Genomic DNA, 15,288 nt, shown 5'->3' with positions numbered 1-15,288 from the left:
AAATTAATTCCCTACCCAGCCACGCTCTGTTGCTTTTTTCTTTATTTTTACCGTTTTTTCAAAAAATGGAATAACAAGGTTTAATTCAACCTCAGCCTCTACCTTCGCCATTGCTCCATCCTTATCGGTAGATACAGGTACATTTGCGCCTACAATTTTAATACCATTGGCGTTATAAAAGCTAGAACTGCCAACCTTTTGCTTATACTTTTCGGTTACTACTTCTTTGTAAACCGACTCATCCACAGCCTCTAAAAGTTTACTTGATGATGGAATAGCGCCCTTTGCACTTTCAGCCAATTTTGACATCAGTTCCTGTGCAATAATATTATTACCTGCTTTATTCGCAGCTCCATCAGCAATTGAGTCAATAAATGCATCTTTCTTTTGATCAATGACATTCTGTACGGTCAATGTAAGATATGAATAATGAGCCACTGTTTGAGCCGTTTCACTAACCGACTCCTTTAAAGCCATTTCCGCTATTGTAATCTTAACAAAAGATGTTAACAGTAAGATCAATGTTAAAAACAACGGAATAATCATAGCAGCCTCAAGGGTTATACTTCCATTTTCTCTTTTTACTATGGCCATGTATTTCATCACACCTTTATTATGTAGAAAATAAAGATACTTGTCTGAATTTCTACTTTTTAATCAAGCATGCAGTTCTTTTCAAATACATGCAATGTTCATTACATTTCAGGGTTCGGTAATTCAAAGTGTGTTTCTTCGTCAGACATCATTTCATACTTTAATACAAATGTATCAGCATAATCAACGCTTGTGAGGTATACTAAATGACCTTTTAACTCTTCACCAGGGGCTAATTCTTCGTCTCCTACGGTAAAAAATTCATCATTTGATGTATGACCACCTTCTGCGCCCATTTCTGTAAAATTTGCTGAGAACATTTCGTTTGGTACATAGGCCCGATCACTAATATTTTTGATGGTCAATTCAACAACCGCGAATCTATCTTCCTCACGAGCTCCAGTGACATAATCTTCAATAGTTGTTCCGTCCACCTCTCTAGTAAGCTTAAAATCGTCAACGGTTATCTCATAGTCGAATTCATATAAATCACTGGTAATTTTTGCTGTCTCCTCTATCTGGTATACTTTCTTATCATCGATTGTTTCTGTCGTTTGCTTCTTGTTAGCATCTGTATTCTCTGTTTTACTTCCTTCATCATTGTTACTACAGCCTGCTACTGCAATTAATACTGTCATTAAAAGTAAGATTACTAGTTTTTTCATCGTTATCCCCCTATTCATTTAACAAAAAATCTACCGTGATATTTCCTCCACCTCATTGCTGTGCTTAGGAATGAGATATTTTGATATATCTCATTCCTAAGGGCAGCAATGCTACCCTAGATATTCTTTTTCACAAATCTTATCCTGGATAAGGTACTGTTATATGAGTTTGATTTTCTTTAAAATTCTCGAAAGTAAGATAGTATTTGGTATTTTCTTCAAAGTCTTGCCATCTATATAGTAAGTCTGTCGTTATTGATTCACCAGGTTCCATATTTTTGTTTATTTCTGCTTCAAAATTATCTACAACACCAAATTCAAGACCAGTTTTACCAAACAGCGGATCGATTTGTTCTTTTAAATTTATTGTTTCTTCACTTGTATTTTTAAATGTTGCGTTAATCACTACAAATTTATTGGATTTAAGTTCCTCTATTCCTGTAAATTCCTGAATAGTTTTACCATTATACTTTTCTTTGACTTCAGCACTGTTGAAGGTAACTTCATATGTGGAACCACTATCCAAATCTGTGATTTCTGCGGTTTCGCTAGAATCGTATACTTTGCCTTCAGTACTTACCTCTTGATCAGTATCATCTTTGTTATTGGAAGTTTCTTTGTTATCATCGGAATTGCTACAGCCTGCTACAACAAAAATAAGCATTAATACAAATAATAATTTTTTCATTAAGAGGACCTCCGGTCTATTCATTTTACTCTTTAGTATAATGAATTCTAGAATTCAATTAACAGCATGTGTACCGCTAACACAATCTGATATTGCAAATAAAATTATATTTTTCATTTCTTATTTTATTTATTAGGATTGGGTAATATAAATCTTGTTTCCTGACTATCTTTAAACTCATAAACTAATTGGAAATCCTTATTAGATTCATACATATTAAAATATGCTAAATCTCCAGTTATCTCTTGACCAGGTGCTAATTCCTTATTTCTTTCCGTAAAAAATTGGTCAAAAGAGTTTTGTGATGCTTTACCTTCTATTAAGAATTGAGCTGATATTTTTTCACTTGGTATAAATGACTTGTCACTTGTATTTTTAATTGTCACATTTGCAACAGCTATGGACTCTTCCGGTTCCAATTCGCCTCCATAGAGCTCTGTAGGATTAATCCCATTTTTTTCTTCTTTAATTAATTCAAAGCTATTAACAGTTACCTCATAAGGAAAATCATAAAGTCCACTTTTAATTTCAGCTGTTTCTCCGATTTGATATATTTTCTTTTCCTTATTTTCAACTTTTCCCACATCTTCATTTGGTGTTTCTTTAGTATCTTTACTTTCATTTTCATTGTCTGAGGAATCACTACATCCAGCTATTAAGAATAAAAATCCTAAAAATAAAAATGAGATTAATATTTTCTTCATATAAATTCACTCCTGTTAATAAGAATATACTTTAGTTTTGTTTATCTCATAATAACTTCCATTAACATTTCCAAAATTATTTGGTAACAATTCCGTTAATGCAGGGATAAACCATAGCTTAATTTTACTATCTATATCCCCTTCTATATAAGTTGATGCCTTATTCAAGTAGACACCTGTTTCCTTTGTAACAACCGCCTGTAATCGTCTTAACTTATTGTTATTATATGTTTCACCTGTTGTTGAGCGCATTAACATAACAATTCTCATAAACATTGGCATTGTCATATCAACTGGAGGAATATTAAACGGGGTCCATTTTAATGTATAGTTTCCAGTTGTAATATCTCCAATCTGAAGAACTGTATCTCCAAATGCAACACTAATAGCCTTTAAAAATCCTACTGGTCCAGCAAACCCACCTTTTGTTGTTATTTGCTCAATTAAGTTCACCACAAATAGAATAATTACTATATCTTTTATAAACATTAAATAATTTGTACCCGTTGATAAATGACCATAGGTAATAAATTGAGCTTGCTTTGTTCTGAATAGATAAGAATCTGGATCATCTAATTCATACGAAATTTTAGTACCATAATTTGCCAAAATGTATTCATTAATATACATTTGATTTCGAAACTTTTCAGGGAATCCTTGAACGAAATTCACAAATTCATTAAAACGATTAAACGCATCAGAAATGAATCCCAATCGGTCATCATTTACTGACGTATCCCCGTCACTAGATATGGCATCGTATTTCTCCATTATTGAACCTAGGTCATCATATACACCTTGGTCATCACCAAACTCTTCAGCGTCACTAAAAATTTCCAATAGTGAGCTAAAACTTGTATTTGCTTCATCTTCAGCTTCATTGAATTTTTCTGAGTCTAGTTGTTTTTTAGAAGCATAATATTCATCTAGTTGCGTATCTATTGCGGATATTTGAGTATTAAAAATGTCTTGGTTTTTGGCTTTAATCGTATCCATTATCTTTTTTGCAATACTTTTATGTTCCTCAATTGTTAAATAGAATCCAAAAATCAATTGATTAATAGTGAACACAGAGAAATCCATTCTTTCAGTTGCTTCTTTTAATGCCACTTTATTTTCTATATCAAGTTGGTTATTAATTTCATCCATACTAGTAATAATATCTTCAAAAAATTTAGGTTCTAAAAATAACGTTTTTAATGAATCAAGTGACTGGTCTTGTGTACTATTAAATAACTTTCTAATCTTATCATTGTACCACTTTGCCGATTTCTCTTTTGGCGAAGTTAAGCTTCCACCCATACCTACTAGCGCATTTCTAATTTCTTTATCCGCAAGAACTTGTAGATAATTGTCAATAGCTATATGGTAATTTATTCCCCCCTTATAATTATCAAATTCAGTTTGTTCGCTATCACTTCGTTCTTCTATTCCCTTTAATTCCTGAAAACGATCATGATAAAAGATTAGCTCTTCAAAGGTTTCTATGCCCGACGGAATTTTTATTTCTTTTGAATCATCTCTAACAGGGTCTCCTATTATATTTTTTGGGATATCATACTCAAAAATCTCCCTATAGTTCTTAATTTCTTTTATGGCAATATCAATCTTTTCATTCCTTTTTTTAGACCATTCTATTATCTGCTCAAAATTTTCTGATAGCTCTTTAGCATTTTCCACCTGTTCAGTGGTTAAATCCTGAAACTTACTAGAGCCAATCAAATTAAATAGCTCTTCTCCAATTTGGGCTGGAGCTTGATACTTCATACTTTCGAGAATTTGGTGTTCAAATACATCCAAATCTACCAAATTCCGATCACTGACAGGATTAGCCGTTGCTTTTTCGATTGTGGGGCTAGTAAGATTCTGATAGCCACCTAAACCACCATCGTAGAATTGGTCATTCACATAACCATTAAATGCTTCACTAACATTACCGTCCCCGCCATAAGCGAATAATCCAACACTTGCCAAATCTGTATTGAATGCTGCCATCGTTGATCGCAATGCAGTGTCCATTGCATTCTCTATTTCCCGCTCAGCGGACAAGATTCTTAATGTATCAATAAGCAATGCATTCAATAAAAAAATTGGCATTATAATAATAATCATGTAGATGGAGACAGAACCATTTTCTTTAATAAATAATCGTTTTATTCGTTTTTTCATCATCTCAACACCTTACGATACTAGGGGGCAGGATTCCCACCAAAAAATCCGGAAATGGAACTCATTGCTCCACTTAACAACTGTCCGACTCCTGATTTTGTCCATGCATATTTGGCAAAGTTAAAATTCCGAATAAGCTCGGGGCTTTCTGTAACAATATGGGTTGAAGTTGCTTCAACATTGTCACTCCCTAAAATACTCTTTACAAAAGAAGGGATATATAGAGCAGATTTAGCTTTTGCTTCAACATAGCTAAACGCAATATTATTGTTAAAGGTTATATCAACATCTACCGATCCTTTAAACGCATTTTCTGCTTTACCCGTTTTTTTTCCACTCAAGCTTTCACCTGGAAATCCTCCATCGATACCAAATATCTGTAATATTCTATTATCTACCAATCTCCAATACAGTCCATCTCCACCTTTATCTAAGCCACCATAATACTTTTTTCCAAATTCACCTGTTGTCAAATCCTTATTTGAATTATTCCAAACATAGGCTGTTTGGGCAGCTGCTTTTTGGGCTGTATAATTGGCAGAGCCGATTTGAAAGATAATAATACAAAAGAAGACACCAAGCAGTGTAAAAACTAGAAGTGCTGGAAATACTAGAGATGCCTCAATTGTAAAGCTTCCTTTGTCATCCTTCAAAAAGGATTTCATTATTATCCCTCCCTTTCTCTAATCACTCACCTGGAAGCTGTTCATCTATATTGTCAAATAGATTATTTGCCCATTTTGTAATCCTTTCCTTGAATAAGAGGGCAATTGCTACTAAAACAGCTAATATTAAAAGCACTTCAATTGTTTCTAATCCCTCTTCATCATTCCAAAAATCCTTCCAAAAATTTGTGATTTTTTCCATGTAAACTCTCTCCTCTATGCATATAAATTTAATAATTAAAATATAGCTATTGCTGGGTAAATAACAATTAATAACACGGCACCAAATATAAAGATTATCGGGAATACCAATTTTGATGATGCTTCTTCCCCTTTAATTCTGGTAATCGTTTTTCGCTTATCCCATAATGATACCGATAATTCTTTCAGTGATTGAACTAAGAGAGCTCCACCTTTGCGATAATTCATCATAACGGTTGTCGTAAATATGGAAACCTCCTGAATCCCACATCTGTAATTTAGGTCCTTCATCACCTCCTGAAAGGGTGTGTTTGCTGACATTTTATTTACCGCTTCGTTTAGTTCAAAATATAATGGGGAATCAAAAACCTTTTGTTTATTCTGATCCACACATTTTTTTATGGCACCTTGAACCGTATCTCCTGCATTTACTAATAGAATGACTTTATTAACGAATTCGGGCAATTCAATAACAATAGAATCCTTTCGTTGCCTCACTTTTTTATCCAAATCCTTCACTAAGTAAAAGCCTAAAATGCCCGTCAATATTAATCCATATATTAAATTTGTATAACCTCCACCGTCCAATTCCACATATACCATTGTAAAGAATACTGCTAATGTTATGGTTGTGATGATTTTTGCCAAATATATTTTGGTATGATCGGCTGATAGTTTACTTCCTTTTAAAATGATCATTTTCTGATGAATAGAATTAATCAATTTCGGCATTCGTTTATACAAGTTTAATTTATCAATGATAGCTAATGCGTAAGGAGCAATGATAGGTAATGTAATGTCTTCTTTATAACTAGAAATAAATGATTCATATACCTTCTTATATTTCAAGTTCATGCCAATGATAATTAATAGAATCACCATCAATATACTTTTTAGTATCATAGATTAACCCTTCCTATACCTCTATGTCCATAATCTTTTGACTAATTAAAAGTCCACAAATGATACACGCGAGCGCAACTGTCATAACAATTGGCCCCAATGTGCCAAACTCATATAATGGTGCTACAAAATCAGGGGAAGTCACTTTCAGCATGACCGTAATTCCCACCGGAGCCACCGCCATAATCTTAGACTCAAATTTCTTTTGGGAAACTAGTACCCTAATATCCTGTTGTATTTCGATTTTATCTGTAATAATATCAGCTGTACGTTTGATTACTTCTACTAAGTCTCCACCAGTTCGTTTACATGTAATAAATACATCTGAAAAATTACGGATATCATCTACATCGGAACGCTTGGCAAAGTCATCTATAGCACGTTCAATTATTTCACCATTTTCAACTCTCCGGTTAATCAAGTTTAATTCCTTCAAAATGTACGTGTCATTATCGGGATAAAGCAATTTTAAGTCCTTTTGAGTTTCACGAAATGCATTCTCAATTGACTGCCCTGCTGCAAGAGATGATGCAAGTGAGCTAATTGCTTCCTTAAATTGTAAAGCCAATTCATCTTTTCGCATTTTTATTAAATCTTTACGCTTAAATTTAGGATAAATAATTCCAAGACATGCAGCGATACTTGATACAATGATACTGTCATAAAATATTATTCCTACACAAAATATAATACTAGCTGCTAATAATGTATACTTCACTCGTTCTGTTTTCGACAATTTATAGGTTCCATAGTCAATAAGATTTTCTCCACCTATGGTCCTTCTTTTAATTGCTTCTATACTTCTTCTTCTGACCTCAGCACCATGCTTTTCTGCCAGTTTTTTTTCTATGTTTGCCAACTTTTTCTTTCGGACTCTACGGAAAATAAATATTCCTACACAAACAATAATAGCGGTAAGTGAAAGGATTTCTCTTGTGTCCATTTATCATCCTCCTCTTCAGGCACACCTACTATTAGGCAAACTGCTCCAATACATCGTTCTTTCCTGTAAGTTTTAGCTTTGATGTATTTTCCAGCTTATGATCCGTCTTTTGAAGCTTACCGATAATTTTTCCTCTGTAGTCCTCTCCGGTTTCTTCAAAAACATATAATGGTTTAATAATAATTTCACCATTCTCTACTCCACACACCTCAGAAATCTCCATTACTCGACGCGAATGGTCTCTAAGCCTCGATAAATGGACCATGATATCAATTGCCGATCCTATTTGTTTACGGATAACTTCAATTGGTAATTCAGCACCACTTAAAACCATCGTTTCTAAACGGCTTAGCATATCATAAACGGAGTTCGCGTGCCCTGTAGAAAGAGACCCATCATGACCAGTGTTCATCGCCTGCAGCATATCTAATGCCTCTTGGCCACGTACCTCACCAACAATAATCCTGTTCGGTCGCATACGTAAGGAAGCCTTGATTAAATCTCTGATTGTAATTTCGCCTTTACCCTCTGTATTGGCATTTCTTGTTTCGAGACTAACTAGATTTGGAACTTTGCGTATTTGTAACTCTGCCGAATCCTCGATAGTAAGAATTCTTTCCTCGGTTGGTATAAAATTGGACAATACATTTAAAAATGTCGTCTTACCAGAACCCGTTCCACCACTAATGAAAATATTATATTTCGCTTCTACTAACTGTTCGAGAAAATAAGCAACGTCCTCATCCAATGCACCAAACTGGATCAAGTCTTCAATCATTAAAGGCTTTTCTGGAAATTTACGAATTGTCATTGCTGGACCTTTTAAGGCTACTGGTGGTAATACAACATTTACCCTAGAGCCATCTTCTAATCTAGCATCTACAATAGGACTGGATTCATTAACAACTCGGTTAACCTTAGAAACAATTGCTTGAATCGTATCTTCAAGCTTTTGTTGATTCTCAAATTTCACATTTGCATTCGATACTTGACCATCTCGTTCGATATAAATTTCATCATAATTATTTATCATAATCTCCGTTATAGATGGATCATCCAATATTGGCTGTAATACGCCAAGTCCTCTAAATGCATGATACATTCGATCAACGATTCGTTTAATCATAACTGAGGAAATCTTTGACTCTCTTGCATACTCAATCACTGTCTCTTCAACGAGTTCCAGTAGCTCGTCATTTGTAGTTGAATGCATGAAGTCTAGTGTTTCCCTTAATTTATCGATTAACAGCTTCGTAATTTCATCCTCCGTTTTTGGTACCTTGCTCGTGGGCTGTTGATGAGCTGATTCCTTATCCTTAGTTTCACTTATTGCCACTGCGGAGACACCTCCGATGATTGAATCGTATTTTCTTTTAGTAATTTGAAAAGCTGTTCACCGACAACGATATCTTCCTGTAACTTTGTTTCTTCACTTTTGTTAAGCCAATGGACATGAAATGGGATATGCGCTTCGATACTAAAATTAAATGCATCAAAACCGTCAAACAATTCCTCACCCACATTGTTTAGAATAAAGTGGATATTGGACCGATCATTCCCAATTCCAACTAAATCATGTTCCATGACATTATTAGCACTTGAAAAGCTAGTCTCGTTCGAAGACAAAACCCAGAATACTTCATCACTATTCTTGAGAGCAGTACGATTTCGTACATGAATGGAGCTATCAAGATCAACAATAATATAATCATAATTTTGTGTATCTCTAATTGCCTGTATAAGCGTTTCAATATCTTCTTCTGTTGCTAATTGCATTTCTTCTGGAAGTACTGGAAATGAGAAGTAGTCTATGTTTGTTAAAGCATCTCTTGACTTTAACGATTCGATATTAGCAATAAGCTGATCTTTATCTTTTTTTAAATAATAAAACACCTCGGCGGAGGATGGTTTATCCTGTTTGAAGTATAAATATGTACTATGTAATTCTTCCAGGCTAAGATAGAAGACGCGCTTCTCTTTAAAACTTAAATGCTTTGCTAAACAAAGGGATAAGATCGTCTTACCAACTCCACCATTTCCACTATAGAAGCTAATAACGCTATCCGTTTCTTTCCCATTCATTACCGAACCAAGCTTTCCGTTCATTTCATAATACATGGCTAACACCTGTGACATAAGCTCATGAAAAGGCTGATACTTATATATAGATGCAATGGAATCATGTGTTTTACTTATCTGTTCTTCAGAAAGTGTGATTATTTTATCAAAAGTAACCGAGCTTTCATGATCAATAATCATATCTGTTAGTAATATGTGCTGCTTCTTGTTACGTGTACTCTCTTTAAACGTATCTATTTCCGTGAAAATTTTGGAGGAAAATTTCTCTTTAAGATTTGAACTAATAAGAAAGTTCGAGAAATAATTAGCATAATCACTATCCTTTGTTAATAAAACCAGACTAATCTTATTCATTAGAATCACCTTTACTTAATGATTTAATACCATTTTATTTATTCTCCCTAAATATTACTAAAAACCGATTATAAAAATAAGATGCAAACCATAAAATGGTTATTTTTACCTATTGTTATTCAGGAATTACTTTAAATTCGAAGTATTTTTTGTCGAAAGCTTTAATTCAAGATATTTTTTCGTACGTTACATAGATAAATTCTTAATAAAATACGCCTAATTAAACAATTATGGCTATTTTTCAAACATAATCTGAAAAAACTATCGTAATTTAAATATTCTTTATTATCCATATATTATAGCTATGGAATTTTTTTCCATATATAAGTTTCTTTTTAACTAGGTAATATTACTTAATAACTAATGATGACGAAGCAGAATTTCCGGATTGTAATCAAATTGTAATATTAAAACAGCCACTTTTCTTCATTTATAGACGGAACTATTCATCCATTTTTCTATCGTTTATAGTTCATATTTCATTCCTCTATCAAAAAGTCCTATCAATTTCGTGGTAAAAACAGGGAAAAAGTGGCATTATCAATTTTATTCATTATGGTACGATTAGTATACTGTGGTAATCGTCCACGCAATAAGTTTAGAAAGGTAGGGAAAGCATGCATGAAATGTAAAAATTGTGGCTATAAAACGAATCAGAATAAAATTTTTTGTCCAGAATGTGGCAATCCATTGTCAGAACCAACGAAGAAAGTTGGGAAGAATAAAACTAATAGCAAAAAATTACTTGCCATCATATGCTCCACCATCATCCTGATTGCTGCTATTATTTCATTTTTCTTAGTTGGAAACAGTAAATTCACACCAGAGAAAGAGATTCAAGCTTTTGAAACAGCAGTCAACGAGAAAGATGTCGACGCTTTAAAAGGCATTCTTCATCCCGTAAATGACTCATTCAATGTAACAGAGGAGAATGCTTCACAGTTTTTGGAATATCTAGCAAACCACCCTAAAAAACACGAAACGCTGATTAATCGTTTAAACGAGCAAGTTGAAACGGTATCATCAGGCACCATGGCCAAAGCTTCTTTAAATAATACATATGCTACTGTTAATATAGTAAAAGATGGTAAAAAGTGGATGTTCTTCGATGATTATAAAATCGTGGTTTCTCCGATGCATCTCGACCTATATATGGATACGGAAGGTATTGACCTGTATGTTGACGATGAGAAAGTAGGGACATCTTCTGGAGAAGGCTATCATAAAGAATTTGGACCATACATGCCTGGTATGCATAAGGTAACTGCTACCTTCGAGAATTCTTATATATCATCAAGTATTGATGAGGAAGTGGAATTGTTTAACTCCAATGATTCGACACTCATTCATACATTAGAGCTTGATGCAACTGAAGTGGAAGTTTCCTCCATCTATGATGATTCTACCCTCTATATTAATGGAGAAAAAACAGATATTACCGTCGGTTCAGACAAGACGTCAATTGGTATGTTCCCAACAAATGAATCAGTTTCCTTATACGCTGAAAAAGAATTTCCATGGGGAACTGCAAAAAGTGAAGAGCATTACATCAATGGAGATTATGTTCAGTTCGACACTATCTATCCATTATCAGAACAGAATGAAGAAGCATTATTCAAACAGTTAAATGATACATTGATTCAATATCGACAAGCGTTATCTAAAAAAGATGCATCCCTATTAAAAACTGGAGCTACGAAGAAGCTTAAAGAGCAATTAGCCGATAGAATAAAAGAAATAAAGGCCAAGGAACCAAAGTATACAGGCGAATTATTAAAAGCAGTATACAATAAAAAGTCACTGCTACACACCGAATATGATAAACAATTAAACCAATATATATTTCAAATAAACGCTGTGCTCACCTATCACGAACCTAATGGTGATTTAGGCTGGTTATCCAGAGATGAAGATAAGAAAAACTATACTAGAACGAGAAAGCTAACTGTCATTTATGATGAAAAAGAAAAAAAATGGCTACTTGATAAGGATGAATTATTTTACCACTCCATCATGGATGATGAAGCAATTGAGTTCCAATTCAATTAATTCATTCGCTTGACCTAATGAGAAAATCTTAGTGTATGCTAAGGACACAACAAAACTCCTAAGGAGTCAATGGCCTTCTGTAGCAATTAGAAAAAAATGTCTTTCACCTAATTTCCTAGTTAGGTGAAGGATATTGTTCTGTTCTTACAAGCCAAGGTTGTGATGTGCACTGTACTCTATTTTTACTTTTTTCATTAATTCCATTGCCTACTTCCTCAACATTCTAAAGCGACCTCACTTACTTTTCTCACGATAGCTTAAATATCTAGAATAGGTTTTATCTAGCAGCAACATATTAATGTTGCTATTTACTTACTTTTTTAAACCTTGTATAATCGAATTAATTTCAACGCAAGAAGGGACTGAATGATGCGCAGCTATCAATATTTATAGCCCATAGTATAAATAAATTGGAGGGGTAAGTATTGATTACCAACTTAATCACGGATAGACTATGTTTACGAAAAATGGAAACAAATGATGCAGCCAGTTTATTCAACATTTGGTCCGATCCTGAAGTGACTAAATTCATGAATATAACTAGTTTTACTGATGAAAGCCAAGCACAAGATATGATTCATTTTCTAAATAAGCTGTATGAGGATAATAAAGCTATTCGCTATACAATTATTGAATTAGCAACAAATCAAATTATTGGCTCATGTGGTTTTAATTCGTTAGATCAGGAAAATGAAAAGGCGGAGATTGGCTACGAATTAGCAAAGGAATCTTGGGGGAAGGGCTACGCCACAGAGGCAATCTCTAAATTGCTTACGGTTGGATTCGATTCGTTTAATCTTAATCGCATCGAAGCTAAGATTGAACCTGATAACCATAATTCTATTAAACTAGTAGAAAAGCTTCACTTTACGTTAGAGGGTACCCTTAGACAATATGAAAAGTATGATGAAAGGTACATCGACCTTCATTTATACTCTAAACTAAAATCAGATTCCATGTAAAACCAATAGGGCTGTCCTAGAAGGTCATCTAGCTACTGAAACTGAACTATACACTCCTTGCTTGCTGGAGAAAAGGTAGATCCTGCTTTGAGCGTTTTTCTTAGGAGGAAGCTTCACCTCTACCCGCGGAATCGTAATACAGCATAAAGTAAAACTTCAGGCAGTGGGGGTTTTGTTTATCCCCCACCGCTTGTTAGTACCACAAGAGTATGACCTAAAGGCCTTTGAACCAATCGGACATTACTGGCAGGCGATCCCCCACTTATCCATATTGGTTTCACTTTATTGCTTGAGGTGAGGGCTTACTGCCTGTTATATGCGGGATAAAGATATTTCTTAGACAAGCACTGTCATCTCTCCTGCAAACCTGCTACATAAAAGCTTACCTTCTATTATATTAAAAGAATTCTAAATGAGGGAATCGAATGAAAATAAGAAACAACTTGCCAAAAAGCAACCCACATTTACACATAGATTTAATAAAAAAGGGATGGGTTCCAATGAGAGAACCTAAACATTTATGCCATGCTATTTTGTTATCTATTCCGTTGATGATGGTAGCTGCAATTCTCTCTATTGGGGTCATACATATCTTTTCCACTATATCCTTTCATGAGTTTGGACTGACAGCAGACAAAATCTCACTAACTATTAACGTTCCTATTATTTTTATGCTAATCCTACTTTTAATACTTCACGAAATCTTTCATTTGATATTCATACCACATTTTATTACATCAGATAAAACATATCTAGGTTTAACGTTATTCGGGGGGTTTGTAATAACAGAGGAAGAGATCGTAAAATCAAGATATATCCTAATCACCATTGCTCCGTTCATCACTATTTCCATAATTGCGCCACTGCTATTAGGTATGCTAGGACTCCTAACACCAGCATTAAAATTTCTGATAATCCTAAATGCAATGGCATCGTCCGTCGACATTCTTAATCTTTTACTCATACTTAAACAAGTACCGAAAAATGCAATTTTAACAAGTAATGGACCATACACATATTGGAGAGATATAGAGGTGAACGAAGAAATAAAGTAAAACTTCAATCCGTGGGGGTTTTGTTTATAACCCACTGATTGTTCGTGCCACAAGGGTATGACCTAAAGGCCTTTGAACCAATCGGACATTTACTGGCAGTTGATCCCCTCTTATCCATATTGGTTTCACTTTTTTGCTGGAAGTGGGGTCTTACTGCCATATATATATGAGACAAAGCAGAAGCCTCCATGCTAACGGTACATTTCAACCATCCATTCTTTTTTGCAAAAAATGATTAATATATCCCAAACACAATCTCAGCTTTTTACGTAGACTAATGTACAAGATTATTTATTCCACATTTTATTATTTCCTTCCCTTTCATCCTCCTTTTTATGGAGGGTTTTTTATTTATGAGCGTTACCAGCTGGTGATCTTAGGAAGATGTTGACCTCAATATCAGTGTTACCATCACGATGAAAAAAATATTCCAAGATAAAAAAGACACCCCCTCCAACCAAGGAAAGGGCACTATATTCAATGCACATCAATCATATAAATCCGCAACCAACTTTCATTTGTTTTAATCTATCCAAGCACCTTTTATCTAACATCAAAGCTTATGGTACCACTAGATGTTACCACACCAGTAACTACATCTCCATAATAGGTTCCGGGTAACATATTAGTAAAAGTTCTAGTTAGCAGTGGCTGCCTTAATGGACCAAAACCTGTACAGTTTCCCGATGAAGCATTACATAAACGCACCAATGGTTCTCCATAAAAATTCAAATTCCTTACAGTTACCGTAACGTCTGCACCACCAGAGGGTACTACTACTTTTCCGTCCCACTTACCATCTTTTGTTTTAAACTTGTATGGTCCGAATGTTTTCAAGAGAGTTACATCATCCTTAGTAATAGCTTCAGAGGCATGTGACGTGTTTCCAAAAGCCACAACGGATATAACAGTTACTAGCAGCAGGGAAAATAAAATTTTATACATCTTGTTACCTCCTTTTTTTTCAATATACATACTACTTCTATACGTATCCTTATTTTCCTGCAATTTTTTGTTAATTTTACATCAATTTAACTTTTTTAAAAAAGCAGCCTATTACAAGAAAAAACAGCTACTAACCGTTAATTTCTTCCATAGACCTCTTAGGGTTTAATGTAAACTGATCGATATTTAGTAATACAGATTATATTAAGTGTATATTTCAGAATAAAAAACTACTCTACAAATAGATTATTCGTTGAAGAACGTTAGATCACACTTACTTACTATACGAAGCAAACATAATTAGAATGAGTT

15 protein-coding genes are annotated in these 15,288 nt (G+C 34.2%); 3 read left to right on the top strand and 12 right to left on the bottom strand.

Translation table 11 applies throughout. The features are described 5' to 3' along the window. Positions 1–3 precede the first annotated feature (3 nt). The 11 genes from D9782_RS09160 to D9782_RS09110 form a co-directional block, all read right to left on the bottom strand. Positions 4–594 carry a TadE/TadG family type IV pilus assembly protein gene (locus D9782_RS09160; protein ID WP_162986359.1) on the bottom strand — a complete coding sequence of 197 codons (591 nt, stop codon included), beginning with the start codon at positions 592–594 and terminating at the stop codon, positions 4–6. A gap of 101 nt (positions 595–695) precedes the next feature. Further along, a complete protein-coding gene (locus D9782_RS09155; RefSeq protein WP_162986358.1) occupies positions 696–1,259 on the bottom strand; it encodes a DUF4352 domain-containing protein in 564 nt (187 codons plus the stop codon). A 139-nt stretch (positions 1,260–1,398) separates the two neighbouring features. Next, a complete protein-coding gene (locus tag D9782_RS09150; RefSeq protein WP_121604569.1) occupies positions 1,399–1,947 on the bottom strand; it encodes a membrane lipoprotein lipid attachment site-containing protein in 549 nt (182 codons plus the stop codon). Between the two features lie 125 nt (positions 1,948–2,072). Continuing rightward, positions 2,073–2,651 (bottom strand): DUF4352 domain-containing protein, encoded by a 579-nt coding sequence (locus tag D9782_RS09145; RefSeq protein ID WP_121604568.1) that lies wholly within the window; start codon positions 2,649–2,651, stop codon positions 2,073–2,075. A gap of 15 nt (positions 2,652–2,666) precedes the next feature. Further along, on the bottom strand, positions 2,667–4,820 hold the full coding sequence (locus tag D9782_RS09140) for a hypothetical protein (protein WP_121604567.1): 2,154 nt from the start codon (positions 4,818–4,820) through the stop codon (positions 2,667–2,669). Between the two features lie 20 nt (positions 4,821–4,840). Beyond that, on the bottom strand, positions 4,841–5,485 hold the full coding sequence (locus D9782_RS09135) for a TadE/TadG family type IV pilus assembly protein (protein WP_121604566.1): 645 nt from the start codon (positions 5,483–5,485) through the stop codon (positions 4,841–4,843). A 22-nt stretch (positions 5,486–5,507) separates the two neighbouring features. Next, positions 5,508–5,687 (bottom strand): Flp1 family type IVb pilin, encoded by a 180-nt coding sequence (locus D9782_RS09130; protein WP_026683192.1) that lies wholly within the window; start codon positions 5,685–5,687, stop codon positions 5,508–5,510. Positions 5,688–5,722: 35 nt separating this feature from the next. Then, entirely contained in the window at positions 5,723–6,589 is an 867-nt protein-coding gene (locus D9782_RS09125; RefSeq protein ID WP_051388480.1) for a type II secretion system F family protein, read from the bottom strand. 13 nt (positions 6,590–6,602) lie between these two features. After that, positions 6,603–7,532, bottom strand: a complete 930-nt coding sequence (locus tag D9782_RS09120; RefSeq protein ID WP_051388479.1) for a type II secretion system F family protein — start codon at positions 7,530–7,532, stop codon at positions 6,603–6,605. 31 nt (positions 7,533–7,563) lie between these two features. Next, on the bottom strand, positions 7,564–8,745 hold the full coding sequence (locus D9782_RS09115; RefSeq protein WP_051388483.1) for a TadA family conjugal transfer-associated ATPase: 1,182 nt from the start codon (positions 8,743–8,745) through the stop codon (positions 7,564–7,566). 113 nt (positions 8,746–8,858) lie between these two features. Continuing rightward, positions 8,859–9,965 carry an AAA family ATPase gene (locus D9782_RS09110; protein ID WP_121604564.1) on the bottom strand — a complete coding sequence of 369 codons (1,107 nt, stop codon included), beginning with the start codon at positions 9,963–9,965 and terminating at the stop codon, positions 8,859–8,861. Between the two features lie 621 nt (positions 9,966–10,586). Here D9782_RS09110 and D9782_RS09105 point away from each other — a divergent pair. The 3 genes from D9782_RS09105 (at position 10,587) to D9782_RS09095 (ending at position 14,031) form a co-directional block, all read left to right on the top strand. Beyond that, positions 10,587–12,014: a zinc ribbon domain-containing protein gene (locus D9782_RS09105; protein WP_121604563.1), complete on the top strand. Its 1,428-nt coding sequence runs from the start codon at positions 10,587–10,589 to the stop codon at positions 12,012–12,014. 425 nt (positions 12,015–12,439) lie between these two features. Next, complete coding sequence (locus tag D9782_RS09100; RefSeq protein WP_026683187.1) at positions 12,440–12,976, top strand: GNAT family N-acetyltransferase; 537 nt, start codon at positions 12,440–12,442, stop codon at positions 12,974–12,976. A gap of 500 nt (positions 12,977–13,476) precedes the next feature. Beyond that, positions 13,477–14,031 carry a DUF3267 domain-containing protein gene (locus D9782_RS09095; protein WP_309299830.1) on the top strand — a complete coding sequence of 185 codons (555 nt, stop codon included), beginning with the start codon at positions 13,477–13,479 and terminating at the stop codon, positions 14,029–14,031. A 543-nt stretch (positions 14,032–14,574) separates the two neighbouring features. Here the strand turns inward: D9782_RS09095 and D9782_RS09090 are convergent. Next, positions 14,575–14,976 (bottom strand): hypothetical protein, encoded by a 402-nt coding sequence (locus D9782_RS09090; RefSeq protein WP_051388478.1) that lies wholly within the window; start codon positions 14,974–14,976, stop codon positions 14,575–14,577. Between the last annotated feature and the right edge of the window lie 312 nt (positions 14,977–15,288).

Origin of the sequence: Virgibacillus sp. Bac332 (assembly GCF_003667785.1) — a bacterium.
GTDB lineage: Bacteria > Bacillota > Bacilli > Bacillales > Amphibacillaceae > Virgibacillus > Virgibacillus salarius.
The sequence above is the reverse complement of the archived record's forward strand: the minus strand, read 5'-3'. Positions and strand labels throughout refer to the sequence as shown.